The sequence below is a fragment of the Streptomyces sp. NPDC050997 genome (genome assembly GCF_040660135.1).
Classification (GTDB): Bacteria; Actinomycetota; Actinomycetes; order Streptomycetales; family Streptomycetaceae; genus Streptomyces.
Genome location: NZ_JBFAGK010000013.1, coordinates 97,533 through 118,618, shown reverse-complemented (window position 1 = coordinate 118,618; position 21,086 = coordinate 97,533). Strand labels below are relative to the sequence as shown.

Here is a 21,086-nt window from a genome sequence, read left to right as displayed (position 1 = left end):
GACGGGTGACGCCGGGAACCGCGGGTACGGCTCAGAGCAGCAGCAGATCGTGCAGCGCAGCCATGAGCAGCAGACACCCGATCACCGCAAGGAAGATCATCAGCGGTGGCTGGGAAAGGGCGAAGAGGCATCCGCGCGGCTCGTCCTGCGGCGGCGCGGCATCGCTCTGTGTCGTGTCCAGCATCTCGCGGCGACTATGACGTAGTCGGCAGGCACCGCGCGATCAACACGCCCGTAATGAGCGGGAGTTCGCTGTATTCCGTGATGTCCGGTTCGGGTCGTGATCACTTCCGGACGTGCGAGACCTCTCTGTGACGTTTCAGCGCGCGTGCGAACGTCATATGCCTGAGGGCGCGGCGTTCATATGCCGTGCTTCTTCAGGATGGCCTCGATGTCGCTGAAGTCCTCCGACGCGGACTCCCGGCGCGGCCGGTTCGCGGGCTGGGCCGCCGGACGGGTGGCCGGGCCCAGGGAGGGCGCCGAGGCCGTCGGGGCCACCGCCTCGCGCCCGGCCGCCTCCTTGGCCGCCGCCCTGCGCTCCTTGCGGGTGCCGCCCCGGCGGCGCTCCACCGAGCGAGTGGTCGCGAACAGCAGCCAGGAGACACCGAGCACACCGAAGCCCGCCCAGGCCGTCGGACTGAACGCGGTGTCCGCCAGCCACTCGACGACACCGGTCATCACCAGGCCGATGGGCACGAGGGAGTACGCCGCGATGCGGGTGGCCGCGAGAAAACGCTTGCGGTACGCCGTGACCACCGCGATGCCCAGGCCGGCCGCGGAGACGGCGGAACAGACGGTCTCGGCAATCATCCGGTCCTCCAAGCAGGCTTCGGGCGGGCAGCGCCCGCTTTCGTCCCTTCCATCCTGCACCCGCCGCACCCCGCCCGGCCATGCTCCGGCCGGACATCAGGGACATCTCCGGGATCGGCTCCTCCGCAGGTGCCGGTAGGAGTCGTTCGCCCGAAGGCGGCGGCCGAGGTCCGATTCGGTCGTCGGGAGTCGGGCTGGGAGACTGTGGCCATGAGCGACTCCTCCCCCGCCGGCCCCGCCGCCCCCGTTCTCGACGTCTGGTGCGAACTCCAGTGCCCGGACTGCCGCAGCGCCCTGGAGGACCTCCGGACCCTGCGCGCCCGCTACGGCGACCGGCTGGAACTGCGGCTGCGGCACTTCCCGCTGGAGAAGCACAAGCACGCCTTCGCCGCCGCCCAGGCCGCCGAGGAGGCCGCGGAGCAGGGACAGGGCTGGCCGTACGTCGAAGCGGTGCTCGGCCGGGTCGAGGAACTGGACCGTCAGGGGGAACGCTTCCTGGTCGAGGTCGCACGTGAACTCGGCCTGGACGCCGAGGAGTTCGACACCGCGCTGATCGACGGACGGCACATCCTGATCGTGGACGCCGACCAGGCGGAGGGCAAGGCGATCGGGGTCACCGGCACCCCCACCTATGTCATCGGCGGCGAGCGCCTGGACGGCGGCAAGAGCCAGGAAGGGCTGCGCGAGCGCGTCGAGGAGATCGCGGACCGGCTGCTGGCCGAGGGCGCGTGAGCCTCAGAGCGGTTCTTGGCCGATCAGAGCGGTTCTTGGCCGATCAGAGCAGTTCTTTGTACAGGTGATGGGTGATCGTCTCGTAGCCGAGTGACTCGTAGAGCCGCTCGGCCGGGGCGTTGCCGGCGAAGACGTTCAGGCGGATACCGGTCCGGCCGCCCGCGACGGCCTGCGCCTCCGCGAGGAGCATCAGCGACCGGCCGTGGCCATGGCCCCGGTGCGCCTCGTCGGTCTCGACGTCGTAGACGAAGGCCTGGCCGTCGCGCGTGCCCACCCACAGCGTGCCGACCCGGGTCCCCTCGTGTTCCAGGACGCTCAGGGTCATGCCCTCGGTGCCCGAGCCGTCGGGCAGGAAGGTGGCGTGGTCCTTCTCGGCCTTGGCGCGTGCCTCGGCCTCGGGCACTCCCCGCGAGATCCAGCTCTGCGCGTAGGCCTCCATTTCGTGGTCCTGCCATCCGCCGAACTCCGCCGGCGTCATGGGGCGGCTGCTGCTTCCGGCGGGCAGGTTCGGCGGGGTGGCGCCGAGCGCCTTCCCCATCGCGCGGGCTCGCGGCACATACCCGAGCGCGGTCGCGGCCCGCAGCGCCGCCTCGGCCTCGGCGGGCACCGCCACCTCGATCCGTCCGCAGCCCCAGCCGCGCGCGATCTCCTCGGCGGCGAGCGCGGCCACCGTGCCCCGGCCACGCCGCCGGTCCGGCTCCTCGATATGCAGCTTTCGGATCCGGGCCACCTCGCTCCCGAAGGAAGAGGAGGTGTCGAGGTCTATCCGCCCGACGGGACGGCTGTTCACACACACCTGGAAGCGGCGTGAACGCGTCCCGTCGGCCGCGTGCTGAAGCGGCTCGATCGGCCGCAGAGTCGTGGTCATCAAGGGAGTTCTACCCGCCACGAACACCCGAGTCAGCTTATTTTCCCGGGCTCTTGCCGCCGTCCGGCCCTTACGGGTCCTGGTCGTGCCCGGATCGCTCGTCGAAGACGCGCATGGCCTTGGCGGTCACCGGGCCCGGCGCGCCCGGCAGTTCGCGCCCGTCCACCCGGTGCACGGCCTGGACGTCCCGCAATGTGGAGGTCAGAAAGACCTCGTCCGCCCTGTCCAGGACGTCCAGCGGCAGGTCCGTCTCCTTGGCCCCGGTCCACTCGACGGCCAGGGCTCGGGTGATGCCCGCGAGACAGCCGGAGGCGAGCGGAGGGGTGTGGATCTCGCCGTCGAGGACGACGAAGACGTTCGACCCGGTGCCCTCGCAGAGCTGCCCGACGGTGTTGCCGAAGAGCGCCTCGGAGGCACCGTTCTCGCGAGCCCGGGCCAGGGCGACGACGTTCTCCGCGTACGACGTCGTCTTGAGCCCGGCGAGCGCGCCGCGTTCGTTGCGGGTCCAGGGGACGGTGATCACGGCCGTCGAGTCGGGGCGGCGGGCGGACTCCCCGAGGGCGACCAGGAGGGTCGGGCCGTGCTCGCCGCGATCGGAGCCGAGTGGGCCGCGGCCGCCGGTGTAGGTGATGCGGAGCCGGCCGAGCGGTGCCGGGTTGGCCTCCAGGACGGCGGCACAGGCGCGGCGGACCTCGTCGAGGTCGGGATCCGGCAGGCCGAGGCCGCGCGCGGAGCGGGTCAGCCGCTCGAGGTGACGGGTGAGCGCGAACGGCTTCCCGTCGAGCGCCTTCACGGTCTCGAAGATGCCGTCGCCCACGGTCAGCCCGTGGTCGAGGGCGGAGACACGGGCGGACTCGATGTCCTGCAGCCCGCCGTCGAGCCAGATCCTCACGTCGTCGCTCCCTCTCCACTTGCCTCGTACTCTCCCGACGCTACCGCGAGGAGCCGGGAGGCCTTGAGTTCGGTCTCCCGCCATTCGGCCTCGGGGTCGGAACCCCAGGTGATGCCGGCGCCGGTACCGAAGCGCAGCACGCCGTCGGCGCGGTCGATCCAGAAGGTGCGGATACCGACGGCCAGCTCACCGGTACCCCGATCGGCGTCCACCCAGCCGATCCCGCCGCAGTAGGGGCCGCGGGTCCTGGTCTCCAGTGTCTCTATGATCCGCATCGCGCTCGACTTGGGCGCCCCGGTGACCGAGCCGGGCGGGAAGGACGCCGCCAGCAGTTCCGGCCAGCCGACGTCGGCGCTCAGCTCGCCACGCACCGTCGACACCAGGTGGACCAGCCCGGGGTGCTTCTCCACGACACACAGGTCGGGCACGCTCACGCTGCCGGTGGCGCACACCCGGCCCAGGTCGTTGCGGACCAGATCGACGATCATCACGTTCTCGGCGTAGTCCTTGTCCAGCAGGTCCGCCTCGGTACGCCCGGTGCCCTTGATCGGACCCGACTCGACCACCCGGCCGTTGCGACGCAGGAAGAGTTCGGGGGACGCGGTGGCTGTCTCCACGCCGTGGGCGGGCAAGCGGATCGTTCCTGCGTACGGCGCCGGGTTGCCGCGTGCCAGCAGTGCGGTCAGCGCGTCGACATCGGCGTCGGGGGCGACGGGTGCGGACAGGACGCGGCACAGGTTGGCCTGGTAGACCTCACCGGCCGTGATGTGCTCCCGGATGCGGCGAACGCCGGCGGTGTAGGCGGCGCGGTCGAGGGAGGACGTCCAGGCGTCGCTCGCGGGGCCGTGCCAGGCGCCGGGCACGGGTGCCGGGACCGGTTCGTGTCGTACGTCGCGGAAGCGCGCGCAGGTCAAACGGCCCTCGAAGTCGGCCGCGACCGCCCAGAAGCCGGTGGAGTCCAGGGCCGCGGGATCGCTGGTGACATCGAGGAGACCGGTGGCGACACGGCCGCCGAAACGGGCGAGAGGAGCGAGGTCGAGCACGCAGTCGAGTCTATGGCGGGTGTCTCACAGGCTGCCCGGCCATGTCTCCACGGGTGCCCTGACCATGTGTTCCCGTAGACGCAGGCCAGCACGCTGCACAAACGCGTTTTTGTGCTGGCCCCGGAATCCGCTAGAGTTCAACTCGTCACCGCGACGCGCAAGCCGAGCGGAAACGACAAGCGGACGTAGCTCAGTTGGTAGAGCGCAACCTTGCCAAGGTTGAGGTCGCCAGTTCGAACCTGGTCGTCCGCTCGCAGGAAGTGGGGGATCTTCCCGAACCCCCACACTCCTGGTGGAGTGGCCGAGAGGCGAGGCAACGGCCTGCAAAGCCGTCTACACGGGTTCAAATCCCGTCTCCACCTCCATGGACGATTAGCTCAGCGGGAGAGCGCTTCCCTGACACGGAAGAGGTCACTGGTTCAATCCCAGTATCGTCCACTGGATCTTCGGATCCCCCGCGCGATTAGCTCAGCGGGAGAGCGCTTCCCTGACACGGAAGAGGTCACTGGTTCAATCCCAGTATCGCGCACGCAGTGCCCATGATCACTCCTCTTGGTGAGTGACGTGATCGTGGCCGCGAGGACGATTAGCTCAGCGGGAGAGCGCTTCCCTGACACGGAAGAGGTCACTGGTTCAATCCCAGTATCGTCCACACACCGAAAGCCCCCGGCCATGCTGCCGGGGGCTTCTTCGTGTGCCGGTCGGCTGCCGTCAGCTGGAGAACAGCATGTGGCCGAAGCCACGGTTGCGCTGGTGACCGCCGTGGTGCCCGCCGTGGTGCCCGCCGTGCGGGGCGCCCCACGCGGGAGCGGTGGGTGTGGCCGGGTACTGCGCGGCCGGGTACTGCGGGGCGGCCGGAGGCGGCGGGACAGCGGGGCCGCCACCCCACTGGGACTCCAGGCGGGTCAGCGACTCCAGCTCGCCGTAGTCGAGAAATATGCCGCGGCAGCCGCTGCACTGCTCGATCTGGACGCCATTGCGGTTGTACGTGTGCATCGGCGCATGGCACTTCGGACACTGCATGGTCGGCTCAACTCCTCGCCCGTTGGTCCTGCTTCATGTTTCGCCAGGACAGACTCCGTCCGGCGGCCCGTCGGTTGCACCCTACGTCGGGAAACCTCACGCCAAGTCGCGTGGGGCGGAACCCATCCGGTCGCAGGCGTCGACCAGGGCCTGCTCCACCTCGTCCAGGGCGCGGTCCGCCGCGACCGCCTTGGCGATCGAGCGGGCGGCGGTCTGCACGGTGAGGGCGCGGGCCGGGACGTCCAGTGCGGGCCACGGGTCGCCGTCCGCGGGAACGGCCGGCCCGCCCGCCGCGCGATAGGCGGCGAGGAAGCGGGTCCACTCGTCGGGCGGGAGCAGTCCGCAGGCGAACCAGGCGGCCGGGCGGGCGAGATCCCAGGCAGGAACGCCGAGGCCGAGGTCGTCGACATCTATGAGCAGCCACGGCCCGTCGGGCGCCGGGTGACGGACGAGCTGACCGAGGTGGAGGTCGCCGTGGCAGAGGGTGGCGGCATCCGGCATCGGGCTCTCGGCACGCGCCCAGGCCGGCAGCGTGGACCAGGCACGCAGCACGGGGGGCGTCGCAGCATGAGAGCCGGCGGCACGCAGGCGGGCGACGGCGAGGGCGGCCTTCGCGGGCCCGCGCATGGGAGGCAGCGGAGTTGGCGCGGGGGTGCGGTGGAGACGCGCGAGGAGGGTGGCGGCGTCTTCCCAGGGGGCCGCGTCCGGGTTCTCCGGGTCCACGGGGGTGCCGTACGGCCAGAACGTGACGAGTCTGCCGTGCAGGGTGACGGGCGTCGGGCTGAGCGGGGGGAGGAGGATGCCGGGGAGGTGTGTGGCGGTGGTGAGACGGGGTGTCAGGTCCGCTCTGACCGTGTCCGGGGCGTGGGCCTTGGCGACGGTGTGGGCGTGACGAACGACGGTGGCGTCGGGACGGTCGGCAAGCGTGGTTGCTCCGCAGGGGCAGACCGAAGGTGCCGAGTGGGCCTGGGTCTTGGCTCGGTTCGTGAGCTCGGCGAGGAGGCGGCTTGCAGTCACGGTTCTCCTTGCGCGGGCGAAGTGCTGTCCGTTCGCGAGCGTACGCAAGTTCCCTGGACCGGAGCCGATCCCTCTCCCCCCGCTGACGCGAACGCCCCTGGGGGCTCCGCCCCCAGACCCCCGGTTCGCGCCCACCACACCCACCCGACTCGGTGGGGCAAGAAGCGGGCCTTGCCCTGGGGGCTCCGCCCCCAGACCCCCGGCAGCCCGCCACCACCGCGAGTAGATGTGCCGGTGTCCGCACCCGCCCACGGCGGCAAGGGGACGGGACGGGGGTGTCCGCCCGCAGCGTCTGGCGCGTCAACACCGCCCACTCCCCAAGAAACCGATTCCGCGCCAGACCGAGGACGGACACCCCCGTCCCGTCCCCGACCCCCCACCGACCGCCGCAGTCAAGACACAGCAATGCCGGCGCAGCTCCCCAGCTGCGCCGGCATTTGTGCCGTCCGCCGCACCCCCGTCCCCACGGGGTTTCATGGGTGGATGTCCCCGCCCGGACCGCTCTTCCGGGCCTGGGGTCGCCGCTCAGCGCCCCAGCATCACACCCACGGACGACGCCTGTGTGGCCACTGTCTCCCAGCCGTCGAAGACCAGGAGGAGCAGGGCCGCCAGGGGAAGGGCCATGAGTGTCGCCACCAAGGGATGGCGACGCCCCGTGCGGCGGGAGCGGAGCGCTATGCGCTCCTGTGTGCGGACAAGTGTCCGCGGTGCCGTAAGGGCCATGGTCCCTCTCCTGACCGTCTCAGTTGTCGTTGGCAGCGGCGGGTGTCTGACCTCGGGGGACGAGTGCTGCACCCGCCGCTTGACCTCAAATCTAGGCTTCCGGCGCCCCTCGGGCGTCATGCCCTCGTACCTATTGCCGGGCCTCCCGGAGGATGAGCCATGACCTGCGAAGTACTCCCCTGGGTGGAGACGAGGTCCTAGGTCTCGGGGTCTTCCCGGAGGGGGCGCCCGATGTGCCCCTACATGAAACGGGCCGTACGCACCACCGATCCTCCCCCACTGGGTGACTTCGCTCACTTCCACCGCGTATGTACATGTCGTGTCCCCGGCGCACACGACGATTTCCACGCGATCACCCTTCACGGCCCCAATCCCCCGTCTGCGACAGGTGGTTGGCGCGGCACACCAGACGAAGTCAACCCGCCCCCACGCCCCCTGACTACTCTTCAAGTCTCCTACCCGGCACTGACAATCCATCGGACCGAGAGGGCGCGGCCTCTGCGCGCAGCCGCGCGTGGAAACGTAAGCTGTGGCACGTCACACGGACCGGGCAGCGGGGATGAACATGGCGATGATGCGCCTGAGGCGCGAGGACCCGCGCGTCGTCGGCTCGTTCAGGCTTCACAGACGGCTCGGCGCGGGCGGGATGGGCGTTGTCTATCTCGGCTCGGACCGCAAGGGGCAGCGGGTCGCGCTCAAGGTGATCCGGCCCGATCTGGCGGAGGACCAGGAGTTCCGCTCCCGCTTCGCGCGCGAGGTGTCGGCGGCCCGGCGGATCCGCGGCGGGTGCACCGCCCGGCTCGTCGCAGCCGACCTCGACGCCGATCGACCGTGGTTCGCCACCCAGTACGTGCCCGGGCCCTCCCTGCACGACAAGGTCGCCGACGAGGGATCCCTGGTCGCGGCCGACGTGGCCGCCGTCGGGGCCGCCCTGTCGGAGGGGCTGGTGGCGGTGCACGAGGCCGGGGTGGTGCACCGGGATCTCAAGCCGTCCAACATCCTGCTGTCCCCCAAGGGACCGCGGATCATCGACTTCGGCATCGCCTGGGCGACGGGGGCCTCCACGCTCACCCACGTCGGTACGGCGGTCGGCTCCCCCGGCTTCCTCGCCCCGGAGCAGGTGCGCGGCGCCGCCGTCACCCCGGCCACGGACGTGTTCTCGCTCGGGGCCACCTTGGCGTACGCGTCGATGGGCGACTCGCCCTTCGGGCACGGCAGTTCCGAGGTGATGCTGTACCGCGTGGTGCACGAGGAGGCGCAACTGCACGGGGTGCCGGACGCACTGGCCCCGCTGGTGCGGGCGTGCCTGGCGAAGGACCCCGAGGAGCGGCCCAGCACGCTTCAGCTGTCGCTGCGGCTGAAGGAGATCGCGGCCCGGGAGGGGCAGGGGCTCGCGGACCTGCGTCCGCCCGCGCCGCGCGCCGCCGAGGCGGACCGGCCCACCGGGCGGATCGCGGACACCTACCCGGAGCGGGCGGCTCAACGGCGTCCGCAGGGCCCGGCGGGTACCCAGGGCACTCCCCCGCCGCGGGAAGGCACCGGCTCGCGGGGGTCGGGCCCAGCACGCGGAGGCGGCACACCGTCGCGCGGCGCGGCCCCGTCGCGAGGCGGCGGTGGCGGTGGCGGCACGCGCGGCAACGGCACCCCGGCGCCCAGGTCCGGGTCACGGCCCGCACCGTCCTCGCGGAACACGACCCGGTCCGGCGGCGGCAGCCGTCCGGGGTCGCGCGGCGGCAGCCGTCCGGCGTCCAGGAACACCGGGACCGGACGCCGGCCGGCGAATCCGCGGCTGTTGCGGCAGCGGCTGTTCGTGTTCGTCGTGGTCACGCTGTTCGTGGCGCTCGGTATCGCTGCGGCGCAGGGCTGTCAGGGGCCGTCACGCGGACTGGGCGACGACCGCGTCGTACGGGAGCAGGGGCTGTCGGCCCACAACCCACCGGAGCCGCACAAGTCGACGTCACAGCGGACCGCCGTCACAAACGGCTGAGGGGCCTCACGGCTGGGGCCGGCCGGTGGCCACCGCGTAGAAGGCGACCGCGGCCGCCGCGCCCACGTTGAGGGAGTCCACGCCGTGGTCCATCGGGATGCGGACCCATTCGTCGGCGGCCACCAGCGCCTGGGTGGAGAGGCCGTCGCCCTCGGCGCCGAGCATCAGGGCCACCCGGTCCATCTTGTGCGGGGCGGCCTCGTCGAGGGTCCTGGCCTTGGCGTCCGGGGTGAGGGCGAGCAGGGTGAAACCGGCCTCGCGCACCGACTCCAGGCTCTTGGGCCAGGTGTCGAGGCGGGCGTACGGCACGGAGAAGACGGCGCCCATCGAGACCTTGACGCTGCGGCGGTAGAGGGGGTCGGCGCAGTCCGGGGAGAGCAGGACCGCGTCCATGCCGAGGGCGGCGGCCGAGCGGAAGATCGCGCCGATGTTGGTGTGGTCGTTGACCGACTCCATGACGACGACCCGGCGGGCGGTCTGGAGGAGGTCGGCGGCGGTGGGCAGCGGCTTGCGCTGCATCGAGGCCAGCGCGCCCCGGTGTACGTGGTAGCCGGTGACCTGCTCGGCGAGCTCCGGGCTGGCCGCGTACACCGGGGCCGGGAGCTCGTCGATGACGTCCCGCATGACGTCGACCCACTTGGCGGACAGCAGCATCGACCGCATCTCGTACCCGGCGTCCTTGGCCCGTCGGATGACCTTCTCGCCCTCGGCGATGAACAGGCCCTCGGCCGGCTCGCGCTTGCGGCGCAGTTCGACGTCGGTCAGGCCCGTGTAGTCGCGCAGGCGCGGGTCGTCGGGGTTCTCGACGGTGATGAGATCGGCCACAGAGTGATACTGCCTTGTCCTGGGTGCGGTGCCAACGGCTGGGAACGGGTTGGGTTACCCGCGGTTACATGATGGCGTGTTTCACGCGGTCGCGGGCGGGCCGACGGTGACGACCTCGCCGACGACGATGACGGCCGGGGGCTTCACGTCCTCGGCCCGTACGACCTCGGCGACCGTCGCGAGCGTGGCGTCGACGCGGCGTTGTGCGGCCGTCGTGCCCTCCTGGACGAGGGCGACCGGGGTGTCCGGTGACTTGCCGTGGGCCACCAGCGTCTCGGCGATCCGGCCGATCTTGTCCACGCCCATGAGGATCACGAGGGTGCCGGTCAGTTTCGCGAGCGACGGCCAGTCGACCAGGGAGCGCTCGTCGTCAGGGGCGACATGGCCGCTGACCACCGTGAACTCGTGGGCGATCCCGCGGTGGGTGACCGGGATGCCGGCCGCGCCCGGGACCGAGATCGAGCTGGAGATGCCGGGGACGACGGTGCAGGGGATGCCGGCCTCGGCGAGAGCCTGGAGCTCCTCCATGCCGCGGCCGAAGACGTACGGGTCGCCCCCCTTCAGCCGCACCACCGACTTGCCCTGCTTGGCGTGCTCGATCAGCGCGTTGTTGATGGCCTCCTGGGCCATGAAGCGGCCGTAGGGGATCTTCGCCGCGTCGATGACCTCGACGTGGGGCGGGAGTTCGGCGAGGAGGTCGCGCGGGCCGAGGCGGTCGGCGATGACGACGTCGGCCTCGGCGAGCAGTCGACGGCCGCGGACCGTGATCAGGTCCGGGTCGCCGGGGCCGCCGCCGACGAGGGCGACGCCGGTCGTACGGGTGCGGTGGTGGGGGGCGACCAGGGTGCCGTCGCGCAGGCCCTCGACGACCGCGTCGCGGATGGCGGCGGTGTGGCGGGGGTCGCGGCCGCGGGCGTGCGAGGTGAGGACGGCGACCGTCACTCCCTCGCTGGTGCCGGTGGCCGGGGTCCAGGCGGTCGCCGCGTCGGCGTCGTCGGAGCGGACGCACCAGACGCGGTGGCGCTCCGCCTCGGCCGAGGCACGGGTGTTCGCCTCGGTGTCGCTGGTGGCGATGAGGGCGTACCAGGCGTTCGCGAGGTCGCCGTCGGTGTACGGGCGCCGCTCCCAGGTGATCTCGCCCGCGTCCGCCATCGCCTCGACCGACGGTGTCGCCTCGGGGGACACGAGGAGGATGTCCGCGCCCGCGGCGATGAGGGCCGGGAGGCGGCGCTGGGCGACCTGGCCGCCGCCGAGGACGACCACTCGGCGGCCGATGAGGCGAAGGCCTACGGGGTAGGCGGGGTGTTCGGCCATGGGGTACGGCTCCTCGTACGGGCAAGGGTGGGCGCTGCGGCACTGGAGCGGCCCTGACGTGCGGATTTTAAGCTGCGGGTTCAGCGTACGGCGGGGGCGGGGGGCACGCGGGAATCGTGCCCGGACCACCCGCCCCCGGTCGCTGCCTACTTCTCGGTGACTCCCGCCGAGTCGAACGTGGCCACCTCGTGCATCGCTCGCGCCGTGCTCTGCACCAGCGGCAGGGCCAGCAGCGCGCCGGTGCCCTCGCCCAGGCGGAGGTCCAGGTCGACCAGGGGGCGCAGGCCCAGCTTGTTGAGGGCGGCCACATGACCGGGCTCGGCGCTGCGGTGGCCCGCGATGCAGGCCGCGAGGACCTCGGGGGCGATCGCGCGGGCGACCAGGGCGGCGGCGCCCGCGCTGACGCCGTCCAGGATCACCGGCGTACGCAGGGAGGCGCCGCCGAGGAGGAGGCCGACCATCGCCGCGTGTTCGAAGCCGCCGATGGCCGCGAGGACGCCGACGGGGTCGGCCGGGTCCGGCTGGTGGAGGTCGAGGGCGCGGCGGACGACCTCGGTCTTGCGGGCCAGTGTCTCGTCGTTGATGCCGGTGCCACGGCCGGTCACCTCGGCCGGATCGGCACCCGTGAAGACCGAGATGAGAGCTGCCGACGCGGTGGTGTTCGCGATGCCCATCTCGCCCGTGAGCAGGGCCTTGTTTCCGGCCGCCACCAGGTCGCGAGCCGTCTCGATGCCCACCTCGATGGCCTGCTTGGCCTCCTCGCGGGTCATCGCGGGGCCGGTCGTCATGTCGGAGGTGCCCGCGCGGATCTTGCGGGGCAGCAGGCCGGGGGTCGCCGGGAGGTCGGTCGCGACACCGACATCGACCACGCAGACCTCGGCGCCCACCTGACTGGCGAAGGCGTTGCAGACCGCTCCCCCGCCGAGGAAGTTGGCGACCATCTGGGCCGTCACCTCCTGCGGCCAGGGGGTGACCCCCTGCGCGTGTACGCCGTGGTCGCCCGCGAAGATCGCGACGGCCGCCGGCTCCGGGATCGGGGGCGGGCACTGGCGGGACAGACCGGACAGCTGGGCGGAGATGATCTCCAGCATGCCGAGCGCGCCGGCCGGCTTGGTCATCCGCTTCTGGCGTTCCCAGGCCTCGCCGAGCGCCTTGGCGTCCAGCGGGCGGATCTGGGCGACGGTCTCGCCGAGCAGGTCGTGCGGCTCCTCTCCGGGCAGCGCGCGACGGCCGTACGTCTCCTCGTGCACGACCCAGGACAGGGGGCGTCGCTTGGACCAGCCCGCCTGCAGCAGCTCGGGCTCGTCCGGGAACTCGTCGACGTAGCCGACGCACAGGTAGGCGATGACCTCCAGGTGCTCGGGCAGACCGAGAGCGCGGACCATCTCTCGCTCGTCGAAGAAGCTGACCCAGCCGACGCCGAGGCCCTCTGCGCGGGCGGCGAGCCACAGGTTCTCGACGGCGAGCGCGGCGGAGTACGGGGCCATCTGCGGCTGGGTGTGCCGGCCGAGGGTGTGGCGGCCGCCGCGGGTCGGGTCGGCGGTGACGACGATGTTCACGGGGGTGTCGAGGATCGCCTCGATCTTCAGTTCCTTGAACTGCTTCGCCCGGCCCTTGGGGAGGGACTTGGCGTAGGCGTCGCGCTGGCGCATGGCCAGTTCGTGCATCGCGCGCCGGGTGTCGGCGGAACGGATGACGACGAAGTCCCACGGCTGCGAGTGGCCGACGGAGGGCGCGGTGTGCGCGGCTTCCAGGACGCGGAGCAGTACCTCGTGCGGGATGGGATCACCGCGGAAACCGTTGCGGATGTCTCTGCGTTCGCGCATGACCTTGAGCACCGCCTCGCGTTCGGCGTCGTCGTAGGCGGGCGCGGCCGGACCGGTGGACTGTCGTACGTCTTCCACTGCGGCTGTGCTCTCTTCCTGGCCCTGCTGGTCCTGCTGCTCCTGCTGGTCTTCCCGGTCTTCCTGGTCGGCGGCCCGGGTGTCCAGGTCCTCCGCGCGCTGGACGAGTCCGGGGTCGCCGTCACGGGGTGCGGGGACCGCGGCGACGGGTCGCGGCGCCGACGGGTCCTCCGGGGGGAGGGTCATGGCGTGCGGGGGTGTCGGCGGGAGGTGGGGGGCGGTCGGGACCGAGCCCTCCACGGCGACGAACTGGCCCAGGGACTGGTCGGGTTGGGGTTCCGTGGCCGGCTGGAGCGGCTGAGGCCCGGGGATGTCCTCGCCGTGCGCCGCGAGGGCGTCCGGGAGAGGAGCCGACTCGTCATGCGGGGCCGGGGTGTACTCCGCGTCCGGGACGGGGGTGGTGGCCGGGTCGTTGACAAAAGCGGCGGGCGCCGGCTCGGTGTCCTGGGCGAGGGTTGGGTCCGGGGCGATCTGGGGGCCCTGTACCTGGGGGGCGTCCGGCGTGGGTGCCTGACCGGGCTCCGCTACGGCTTGTTCGGCCACCGCCTGTTGCTGCGACGGGTCGGGGTGCACGGCGGCGACGCCTTCGGCGTGCGGAAGCGGTGCCGACGTGGCGGCCACGAACTGCGGGTTCGCCGAGACGTCCTCAGCGGCCGGGAAGGGCACGGCTTCGGGGACCGCCGAGTGGTCACCGGGATCGACGGCCTCGGGGATCTGGTCGGCGACCGGAACGGGGGCGGCGGCCGCCGGGATCTGTTCCGCGTCGGGGAGCGGTTCCGCCTCGGGAAGCGGATCGGCGCTCGGGGCGGGTACCGCGTCGGGGACGGATACGGCGCCCGGAACGTCTGCGCTGTCCGGGGTGGATTCGGTGTGCGGCGTCTGCGCCGCGTCCGGGACCGGGAGCGTCTCGGGGAGCTGCCCCGCGTCCACGGCGGACCCGTCACCGGGGGCGCCGGAGTCGACGATTGCGGGTTCGGTGAAGCCGGGCTCGGGGGCCCCCGGCTCCTGAGCGGCGGGGTCGAGCACACCTGTCTCGGCACTCGGCGCGAGGTCGGTGTCCGGCACGAGGTCGGTGTCCGGCGCGATGTCGGAGGCGTCACCTTCGGAAACAGGCGCACCGTCGACCACCGAAACGTGCGGGTTCTCGGCGCCCTGCTCGGAGGCGACCGGAGCGGGTGCGCCTTCCGGCAGCTGCTCGGCGTACGGTCCTACGGCGTCCGCCACAAGCTCACCCGCGTCTGGGCCGACACCGTTTCCGGCACCGTTTCCGACATCGCTTCCGACGCCCTCCGCGTCCTGCTCGACCTCCGGCACAGCGGCCGTTCCCGGAACGGCTCCGGCGTCGATACCGGCCTCGGCTCCGGGCACTTGACCATCGTCCACGGCCGCCACGGCCGACTGCTCGGCCTTCGCATCAGGGGCACCGTCCGACACCTCACCGGCGTCCGTCACGGCCCCGGCGGCCGAGTCCGGGTCGGCTCCGACGACCGGCGCCGCCTCGGGAAGCTGCTCGGCGTCGGACACGGACGCCGTCGCCGCGGGCTGATCGCCCTCCACCACCTGGGCGCCTTCCGGCCACTGCGCGGCGTCCGGAACCTGAGCGTCATGCGCGGGCTGCCCGGCGTCCCACACCTGGGCGGCCGGATCGCCGCCGTCGGCGTACGAAGCGTCACCGACCTGCGATGCCTCGCCGCCCTGCGGGACCTGCGGGTCGAACCCGGCCTCCTGGCCCGGTGCCGCGACGCCCGCCTCGGCGAACTGCGGCCCTGCGCCGGTCGCCACGGACTGCAGCGGCTGACCCGCCTGCGCCCCCTGCGGAGCCGTAGCGGCGACCGCCTCTGTCGCGAGCCCTGCCACGGCCGTCTGGGCGGCGGCCGGGACCTCGGCACCCTCGGCGGCCTCGGCGGTGGCCACCGGCTCGGCCGGATGCTCCTCCACCGGCACAACCGTTTCGGCAGCCGGGGCCTCGGTGCTCACCGGCGCCTGGACCGCACCCTGCACGCCGTCCTGCGGGGACGCCGACGCGCCCCAGGGCGCCGCACCCTGCGGGGACATCTCGCGCGACTGCGGGACGTCGAGGTACTCGGGGCCGGTCGTGACCGGGCCGGACTGCCGCACCGGTGCGCGGACGGCGCCGCGGTCGGCGAGGGAGCGGACCGGGCTCGCGGAGGCGTCGGGGATGGGCGGACCGAGGTGGAGCGGACGGCGAGGCGGGGCGGGCACGACGGGCGGTACCGGCATGGAGTGGGGAAGACGGACGGCGCTGAGGTCGACGGAGCCACTGTCGCGGCCCGAGATCTCATGCGGCCCCGGTTCGTGGACGGTCTCGACGACGGGCTCCGGTGCGGGTGGTGGGACCTCGTTGCCCCAAGCGCCCTGGGCGCCCGGCAGCAGCAACAGGTCTTCGTCCTCGGCGGTGGTCTCGGAGAGGTAGGTGTACGCACCGTGCGCGGAGGCGCCCGGCTGATCCACCATGCCTGCGTTCTCCGGCAGTCCGTCGGCCGGGACCTGGCCGGTGTCGGTCATGCGTACCCCTCGCCCATCGGTTAGTGCTTCTACGGCCGGATCACCCGGAACGGCGCACCGACCGCCCCGCAGTGAAGAACGAGCGTGCGTGCCCAGCGGCACGAACAACCCGTCGCCAAAAGACGACAAAGCCATTAACTGGCATTGTCGCGGCCGTTGCTCCGCCGCGACAGCTTGATCCGCGACGGCCCGCTGTGGACTGCGCCACGTTGCGCGTCCTCCGGTTCTGCCGTACCACACCCACCCCAAATCGGGCGCGTTTTCCGGACATTGGCCTACGAAGCGCCGGGCATCCGAATGCGGTACAACGATCGGCCAGCCTACCGCGCGCAGTACGACAACAGGATCACGGGGACAGGTTCCGGGACGGAACGGGAGTCAGGCCGTACGGTCCGGCAGCAGGCCGCTGAGCAGGAACGCGACGCTCCGCTCTGTCTCCGTCCAGGCCCGGGTGTCGAGTTCGACGGACTGGACGAGGGCGCACTGCACCAGGTAGCCGTGCTCGGTCAGGTCGCGGCCGACGCGTTCGGCCGCGTCGCGGGTCGCCGCGTGGGTGACGATGCACCGCGGGCGGCGGTCGGCCACGGCCGAGACGACGGCCGCTCCCCCGCCGCCGACACGGACGACGTCCGGTTCGGGAAGGTTCTCCAGGACGTACGGGGCGGTGCCGCGCACGATCTGCAGCTGCACCCCGAAGCCGCGGCCGGCGGCCTCGGTGCGGGCGCAGGCGGCGAGGTCCCGGTCGACGGCGATGACGGCGGCGCCTGCGCGGGCGGCCTCCGCGGCGAAGGCGCCGCTGCCGCAGCCGATGTCCCACACCAGATCGCCGACGCGCGGTCCCAGCCGGGCGAGTTGGGCCGCGCGGAGCAGTTCCGACTCGCCCTCGCCGAGATCGCCGCCGTACGCCTCGGCGGGCAGCGTCCAGCCGCGCGGTCCGGTGCCCGGGTCGCGTCCGGCGATCCAGCCGCCGCCCTCGGCGATGCCGGCGGGGCCGACCGGTCCGCCCATGACGATGACGACGTTGGGGTCACGCCAGGTGTGGTCGGCGGCCTTGTCGGAGGTGACGACGGTGACCTGTTCGCGTTCGGTGCCGAGTTCCTCGCAGATGACGAAGGTGCGGTGGACGCCCTCCAGGAGCAGGCCGAGTTCGGCGGGGCCGGCGCCGGGCGAGGTGAGGACGGCGACCTTGGTGTGGGCGCGGCATACGTTCACGGCCCGTCGCAGGGTGCGCCGGTGTGCGACGACCACCTGTGCGTCGTCCCAGGGCATACCCGCCCGGGCGAAGGCCGTGGCGACCGAGGAGACGGCGGGGACGACTTCGACCTCCAGGCCGAACTCGGGTGCGCGCAGGGTCCGTACGACGCCGAAGAAGCCGGGGTCGCCGTCGGCCAGTACGACGGCGGTGCCGCGGTGGCCGGCGATGCGGCGGGCGGCCAGGGCAGCGCTGCCGAGGCGGATGCGTTCGGCGCCGCGCGGCACCTCGGGGAGCGCCAGGTGGTGGGGGGCTCCGGCCACGAGAGTGGCGGCGCCCAGGGCCGAGCGCGCCGCGGCGGTCAGCGGCGAACCGTCCCAGCCGATCACCGTGACCCGGTCGGCCATCGTCTCTCAGTCTCCAGAGGGGGTGCGCGGGTTGTCAGGGGCAGCCCGGCGGGCGGGCTCCGTGAGGGTACCTGGTGGAGGGGGCCGGGTCGTGTGGCGCCGAGGTCAGTTCCAGTCGGAGAACGAGGTGAATCCGTTCGCGTCGGCCAGCTCGCCCGCTCCGTCCAGGTCCTCGGGGAGCAGGCTCCATACGATGAAGTCGGTGCGGATGTCGGTCCAGGTGCCGTCCTCGGCGCGGACGTGCGCTATGCAGGCGTTACGCAGGACGCCTTCGCTGATGCAGCCGATCTTCTGGGCGACCTGCTGGGAGGCGGTGTTGTCGGCCGCCGTGCGCAGCTCGATGCGCTCGAACTTCTGGTCGCGCAGCAGCCATTGGGCGGTGGCGAGGGACGCTTCGGAGGCATATCCCTCGCCACGGGCCCAGGGGGCGATGGAGTACGACAGTTCGGTGGACCGGAGGTGCCAGTTCGTCTTGGCGAGCTGGACGATGCCGACCAGCCGCTGGGTGAGGAACTCGGTGACGGCGAGATCGAGTCCACGGCCTGCGGTGCGTTCCCTGGGGGCGTATTCGGTGATCCAGGTGCGGGCCTGGTCCTCGGTGTAGGGCTGGGGGACGTCGGTCCAGGCTCCGACCTGTTCGTCGTTCATCATCGCGGCCAGTGCCGGCACGTCGTCCTCGTCAAGGGGACGCAGCACCAACCGCTCCGTGCTGATGGAGATGTTGGGGAAGGTGCTCGTCATGCGCCGCTCCGTAACCGTCGGGAAACCCTCTGCCTGCTGAACTGCCCAGCATGCAGCATGTGAGCCCGCAACCGCACGACGGGGTCCACCCCGAGTCATGGGATGGACCCCCTGCGTGGTGATACGCCGTATACGCGCCGCCGGCCGGAGCCGACCGGGATCAGAAGGACGCGAGAACGGAGCCGGCGTACTTGTCCGCGATGAACTTCTTGACCTCGGGGGAGGTCAGGAGCTTGGCGAGCTTCTTGACGCGCGGGTCGTCCTGGTCGCCGTCCTTGACGGCGAGGAAGTTGCCGTACGGGTTGTTCTTCGCCGACTCCAGGACAAGGGCGTCGTCGGCGGGCTTGAGGTCGGCCTCGAGGGCGTAGTTGCCGTTGATGACGGCCGCGTCCACGTCGTCCAGGGAGCGCGGGGTCTGGGCCGCCTCCAGCTCCTTGAACTTGAGGTTCTTCGGGTTCTTGGCGATGTCCGCGGGGGTCGCCTCATTGCCCGCGCCGTCCTTGAGCGTGATGATCCCGTTGGTGTCGAGCAGCTTGAGCGCCCGCGCCTCGTTGACCGTGTCGTTCGGGACGGCGACGGTCGCGCCGCTCTTGAGGGCGTCGGCGCTCTTGGCCTTGTGGGAGTAGAGGCCCAGCGGCTCCAGGTGGACCGTGACGACGGGCACGATCTTGGTGCCGTTCTTCTTGTTGAAGTCGTCGAGGTACGGCTGGTTCTGGAAGTAGTTGGCGTCCACCGACCCGTCTTCGGTCGATGGGTTCTGCGTCGTGTAGTCGGTGAACTCCTTGACCTCCAGGTCGAGGCCCGCCTTCTTCGCCAGGTTCTCCTTGACGTAGTTCAGGATCTCGGCGTGCGGGGTCGGGCTCGCGGCGACGACCAGCGGTCCGCTGGTGTCGGCGGAGTCCTTGTCCGAGCCGCAGGCGGTGAGACCCAGGGTGAGGGCTCCGGCGGCGAGGACGGCAGTGGTGAACTTTGCGGGGTTACGCACGAAAAGTGCCTTTCCTTACGAGTTGAAGCGATCCCGTATGGGGTGAACGGGAAGATGGAGAGGGGCTCTACGCGACCTTGCCGACATCGGCGGAGGCGGAGGCGGACGACGACCCCTTCGCCTTCAGCAGGCGCAGCCTCGGGGCGGGGCCCGACTGGCCGCTCCGCCTGTGCAGCGAGCGGGCCGCGTAGTCGCCGACGAACTGGATGACCGAGATGACGACGGCGAGGACCGCCACGGTGATCCACATCAGCTCGGTCTCGAAACGCTGATAGCCGTAGCGGATGGCGATGTCGCCAAGACCGCCCGCGCCGACCGTGCCGGCCATCGCGGAGTAGCCGATGAGGGCGACGATCGTGGTCGTGGTGCTGGAGATCAGCGACGGCAGGGACTCGGGGACGAGCACCCTGCGCACGACGGTCCAGGTGTTGCCGCCCATCGACTGCACGGCCTCGACGAGGCCGCCGTCCACTTCGCGGACAGCCGTCTCGACAAGGCGGGCGAAGAACGGGATGGCACCGATCGCGAGCGGCACGATGGCGGCCTCACGGCCGATGGTCGTCCCGACGATCGACCGGGTGAAGCTCATCAGCGCGACCATCAGGATGATGAACGGCATCGAGCGGGCGATGTTCACCACCTGCCCGATGAGCTTGTTGGCGACGACGTTCTGGAGCAGTCCACCACGGTCGGTGAGGACGAGCAGGATGCCGAGCGGAAGCCCGCCGAGTACGGCGATCAGCGTCGACCAGCCGACCATGTAGAGCGTGTCCCAACACGCCTGCTCCAGCAGGGGCCGCATCTCGGACCAGGTCACTTGGCACCTTCCTTCACCAGCAGGGACTCCCCGCCCGCTTCGCCCACCACGTCGATCTGCAGCCCCTGTTCGCGCAGGAATCCGATCGGCACGACGTTGTCCTCGTAGTCGCCGGGCAGTTCGATGCGCATCCGGCCGACCTGGAGGCCACCGACGGTGTCGATGGCCGCACCGAGGATCGATATGTCGATGTTGTAGGTACGCGAGAGCTGGGAGATGACCGGCTGGGTCGCCGCCTCGCCCTGGAAGGTGACGTCGACGACGGTACGGCCGGGGTCGGAGGCGTCGCCGCTCACCGGGAACAGCGCCGCGGCCAGTTCGGAGCCGGGGCTCGCGAGCAGCTCGCTGACCGTGCCGGACTCGACGACACGGCCGTTCTCCATGAGCGCGGCGGAGTCGCAGATCGACTTCACGACGTCCATCTCGTGGGTGATGAGCAGGACGGTCAGGCCCAGCTGCCGGTTCAGGTCGCGCAGCAGCTGGAGGATCGAGCGGGTGGTCTCCGGGTCGAGGGCGCTGGTCGCCTCGTCGGACAGCAGCACCTTGGGGTCGCCGGCCAGCGCGCGGGCGATGCCGACACGCTGCTTCTGGCCGCCGGAGAGCTGGGCCGGGTAGGCCCCGGCCTTGTCGGCGAGACCGACGAGGTCGAGGAGTTCGAGCGCCTTGCGGGAGCGCTCCTTGCCCGACTTGCCGAGGATCTCCAGCGGCAGTTCGACGTTGTCCTGCACGGTCCGTGAGGACAGCAGGTTGAAGTGCTGGAAGACCATGCCGATACGGCTGCGCGCCCGGCGCAGTTCTCTGCCCGCACGGGGTCCGCGCCCCGCGAGGGCGGTGAGGTCCTGCCCCGCGACGGTCACCGTCCCGGCGGTGGGGCGCTCCAGCAGGTTGACGCAGCGGATGAGCGAGGACTTGCCGGCGCCGGACTGGCCGATGACGCCGTACACCTCGCCTTCGCGGACATGGAGGTCGACGCCGTCGAGGGCGGTGACCTCGCGGCCGCTCGAGCGGTAGACCTTGGTGAGGCCCGATGTGGTGATCACTGGGGTTTCCGTCACTGTCGAGTACGCGGGCGTGGGTGTGCCCCGGTACGGAAGAGAAGATGTGCGCGGGCAGTTCGGTCACGTACGGCGAACGGCGTACGGACATGCCACGGCGCTTGCTTCGGGGCTCCCCCACTCTCGGCTTCGCTCGAGCGGGGGGACCCCCATGGCTCAGGGGGTGGTGCGCTCTAGAAGGCGCACATTCGACACATACAACGAGCACCGGGCGTCAGGTTCGCC

18 protein-coding genes and 5 tRNA genes are annotated in these 21,086 nt (G+C 71.6%); 7 read left to right on the top strand and 16 right to left on the bottom strand.

Annotation, left to right across the window (positions count from 1 at the left end):
• Nucleotides 1-31: 31 nt before the first annotated feature.
• Together AB0H86_RS27600 and AB0H86_RS27595 are read right to left on the bottom strand one after the other, a co-directional pair.
• Nucleotides 32-184 carry a hypothetical protein gene (locus tag AB0H86_RS27600; RefSeq protein WP_020138043.1) on the bottom strand — a complete coding sequence of 51 codons (153 nt, stop codon included), beginning with the start codon at nt 182-184 and terminating at the stop codon, nt 32-34.
• A 176-nt stretch (nt 185-360) separates the two neighbouring features.
• A complete protein-coding gene (locus AB0H86_RS27595) occupies nt 361-810 on the bottom strand; it encodes a hypothetical protein (RefSeq protein WP_362444196.1) in 450 nt (149 codons plus the stop codon).
• 210 nt (nt 811-1,020) lie between these two features.
• Between AB0H86_RS27595 and AB0H86_RS27590 the strand changes: the two genes are divergently transcribed.
• Entirely contained in the window at nt 1,021-1,542 is a 522-nt protein-coding gene (locus tag AB0H86_RS27590; RefSeq protein WP_362444193.1) for a DsbA family protein, read from the top strand.
• 43 nt (nt 1,543-1,585) lie between these two features.
• Here the strand turns inward: AB0H86_RS27590 and AB0H86_RS27585 are convergent, their stop codons facing one another.
• The 3 genes from AB0H86_RS27585 to AB0H86_RS27575 form a co-directional block, all read right to left on the bottom strand.
• Nucleotides 1,586-2,410, bottom strand: a complete 825-nt coding sequence (locus tag AB0H86_RS27585; RefSeq protein ID WP_362444190.1) for a GNAT family N-acetyltransferase — start codon at nt 2,408-2,410, stop codon at nt 1,586-1,588.
• Between the two features lie 70 nt (nt 2,411-2,480).
• A complete protein-coding gene (locus AB0H86_RS27580) occupies nt 2,481-3,302 on the bottom strand; it encodes an aminodeoxychorismate lyase (protein ID WP_362444187.1) in 822 nt (273 codons plus the stop codon).
• A complete protein-coding gene (locus tag AB0H86_RS27575) occupies nt 3,299-4,345 on the bottom strand; it encodes a chorismate-binding protein (RefSeq protein ID WP_362444184.1) in 1,047 nt (348 codons plus the stop codon). Before AB0H86_RS27575 ends, AB0H86_RS27580 begins: the two co-directional genes overlap by 4 nt.
• Before the next feature lie 179 nt (nt 4,346-4,524).
• On the opposite strand from AB0H86_RS27575, the gene AB0H86_RS27570 reads away from it, so the two are divergent.
• The 5 genes from AB0H86_RS27570 (at nt 4,525) to AB0H86_RS27550 (ending at nt 4,997) form a co-directional block, all read left to right on the top strand.
• Nucleotides 4,525-4,597, top strand: a tRNA-Gly gene (locus tag AB0H86_RS27570).
• A gap of 39 nt (nt 4,598-4,636) precedes the next feature.
• Nucleotides 4,637-4,710 (top strand) — tRNA-Cys (locus tag AB0H86_RS27565).
• 1 nt (nt 4,711) lies between these two features.
• A tRNA-Val gene (locus AB0H86_RS27560) sits at nt 4,712-4,783 on the top strand.
• 19 nt (nt 4,784-4,802) lie between these two features.
• Nucleotides 4,803-4,874, top strand: a tRNA-Val gene (locus AB0H86_RS27555).
• A 51-nt stretch (nt 4,875-4,925) separates the two neighbouring features.
• Nucleotides 4,926-4,997 (top strand) — tRNA-Val (locus AB0H86_RS27550).
• A 59-nt stretch (nt 4,998-5,056) separates the two neighbouring features.
• Here the strand turns inward: AB0H86_RS27550 and AB0H86_RS27545 are convergent.
• The 3 genes from AB0H86_RS27545 to AB0H86_RS27535 form a co-directional block, all read right to left on the bottom strand.
• The gene (locus tag AB0H86_RS27545; protein WP_362444181.1) at nt 5,057-5,368 is read right to left on the bottom strand and encodes a zf-TFIIB domain-containing protein; all 312 of its coding nucleotides are present in this window, start codon (nt 5,366-5,368) and stop codon (nt 5,057-5,059) included.
• 96 nt (nt 5,369-5,464) lie between these two features.
• On the bottom strand, nt 5,465-6,385 hold the full coding sequence (locus AB0H86_RS27540) for an aminoglycoside phosphotransferase family protein (RefSeq protein ID WP_362444178.1): 921 nt from the start codon (nt 6,383-6,385) through the stop codon (nt 5,465-5,467).
• Nucleotides 6,386-6,910: 525 nt separating this feature from the next.
• Nucleotides 6,911-7,108 (bottom strand): hypothetical protein, encoded by a 198-nt coding sequence (locus AB0H86_RS27535; RefSeq protein ID WP_362444175.1) that lies wholly within the window; start codon nt 7,106-7,108, stop codon nt 6,911-6,913.
• Nucleotides 7,109-7,667: 559 nt separating this feature from the next.
• Here AB0H86_RS27535 and AB0H86_RS27530 point away from each other — a divergent pair.
• Nucleotides 7,668-9,095: a protein kinase gene (locus AB0H86_RS27530; RefSeq protein WP_362444487.1), complete on the top strand. Its 1,428-nt coding sequence runs from the start codon at nt 7,668-7,670 to the stop codon at nt 9,093-9,095.
• Nucleotides 9,096-9,101: 6 nt separating this feature from the next.
• Here the strand turns inward: AB0H86_RS27530 and AB0H86_RS27525 are convergent, their stop codons facing one another.
• The 8 genes from AB0H86_RS27525 to AB0H86_RS27490 form a co-directional block, all read right to left on the bottom strand.
• The gene (locus AB0H86_RS27525; protein WP_362444172.1) at nt 9,102-9,920 is read right to left on the bottom strand and encodes an RNA methyltransferase; all 819 of its coding nucleotides are present in this window, start codon (nt 9,918-9,920) and stop codon (nt 9,102-9,104) included.
• 81 nt (nt 9,921-10,001) lie between these two features.
• The gene (gene cobA, locus AB0H86_RS27520) at nt 10,002-11,234 is read right to left on the bottom strand and encodes a uroporphyrinogen-III C-methyltransferase (RefSeq protein ID WP_362444169.1); all 1,233 of its coding nucleotides are present in this window, start codon (nt 11,232-11,234) and stop codon (nt 10,002-10,004) included.
• Between the two features lie 146 nt (nt 11,235-11,380).
• A complete protein-coding gene (cobT, locus tag AB0H86_RS27515) occupies nt 11,381-15,664 on the bottom strand; it encodes a nicotinate-nucleotide--dimethylbenzimidazole phosphoribosyltransferase (protein ID WP_362444167.1) in 4,284 nt (1,427 codons plus the stop codon).
• A 378-nt stretch (nt 15,665-16,042) separates the two neighbouring features.
• The gene (gene cbiE / locus AB0H86_RS27510) at nt 16,043-17,263 is read right to left on the bottom strand and encodes a precorrin-6y C5,15-methyltransferase (decarboxylating) subunit CbiE (protein ID WP_362444164.1); all 1,221 of its coding nucleotides are present in this window, start codon (nt 17,261-17,263) and stop codon (nt 16,043-16,045) included.
• A 105-nt stretch (nt 17,264-17,368) separates the two neighbouring features.
• A complete protein-coding gene (locus AB0H86_RS27505) occupies nt 17,369-18,004 on the bottom strand; it encodes a GNAT family N-acetyltransferase (protein ID WP_362444161.1) in 636 nt (211 codons plus the stop codon).
• Between the two features lie 160 nt (nt 18,005-18,164).
• Nucleotides 18,165-18,989, bottom strand: a complete 825-nt coding sequence (locus AB0H86_RS27500; RefSeq protein ID WP_362444158.1) for a MetQ/NlpA family ABC transporter substrate-binding protein — start codon at nt 18,987-18,989, stop codon at nt 18,165-18,167.
• A 67-nt stretch (nt 18,990-19,056) separates the two neighbouring features.
• Entirely contained in the window at nt 19,057-19,806 is a 750-nt protein-coding gene (locus tag AB0H86_RS27495) for a methionine ABC transporter permease (protein ID WP_362444155.1), read from the bottom strand.
• Nucleotides 19,803-20,846 (bottom strand): ATP-binding cassette domain-containing protein, encoded by a 1,044-nt coding sequence (locus AB0H86_RS27490; protein ID WP_362444152.1) that lies wholly within the window; start codon nt 20,844-20,846, stop codon nt 19,803-19,805. Before AB0H86_RS27490 ends, AB0H86_RS27495 begins: the two co-directional genes overlap by 4 nt.
• Between the last annotated feature and the right edge of the window lie 240 nt (nt 20,847-21,086).

Excerpts from the sequence above, each read along its gene's own strand:
- AB0H86_RS27595 (WP_362444196.1), bottom strand. The coding sequence starts at position 810 with ATGATTGCCGAGACCGTCTGTTCCGCCGTCTCCGCGGCCGGCCTGGGC.
- cobA (WP_362444169.1), bottom strand. The coding sequence starts at position 11,234 with ATGGCCGAACACCCCGCCTACCCCGTAGGCCTTCGCCTCATCGGCCGC.
- AB0H86_RS27585 (WP_362444190.1), bottom strand. The coding sequence starts at position 2,410 with ATGACCACGACTCTGCGGCCGATCGAGCCGCTTCAGCACGCGGCCGAC.
- cobT (WP_362444167.1), bottom strand. The coding sequence starts at position 15,664 with ATGACCGACACCGGCCAGGTCCCGGCCGACGGACTGCCGGAGAACGCA.
- AB0H86_RS27600 (WP_020138043.1), bottom strand. The coding sequence starts at position 184 with ATGCTGGACACGACACAGAGCGATGCCGCGCCGCCGCAGGACGAGCCG.
- cbiE (WP_362444164.1), bottom strand. The coding sequence starts at position 17,263 with ATGGCCGACCGGGTCACGGTGATCGGCTGGGACGGTTCGCCGCTGACC.
- AB0H86_RS27505 (WP_362444161.1), bottom strand. The coding sequence starts at position 18,004 with ATGACGAGCACCTTCCCCAACATCTCCATCAGCACGGAGCGGTTGGTG.
- AB0H86_RS27530 (WP_362444487.1), top strand. The coding sequence starts at position 7,668 with ATGAACATGGCGATGATGCGCCTGAGGCGCGAGGACCCGCGCGTCGTC.
- AB0H86_RS27545 (WP_362444181.1), bottom strand. The coding sequence starts at position 5,368 with ATGCAGTGTCCGAAGTGCCATGCGCCGATGCACACGTACAACCGCAAT.
- AB0H86_RS27590 (WP_362444193.1), top strand. The coding sequence starts at position 1,021 with ATGAGCGACTCCTCCCCCGCCGGCCCCGCCGCCCCCGTTCTCGACGTC.
- AB0H86_RS27535 (WP_362444175.1), bottom strand. The coding sequence starts at position 7,108 with ATGGCCCTTACGGCACCGCGGACACTTGTCCGCACACAGGAGCGCATA.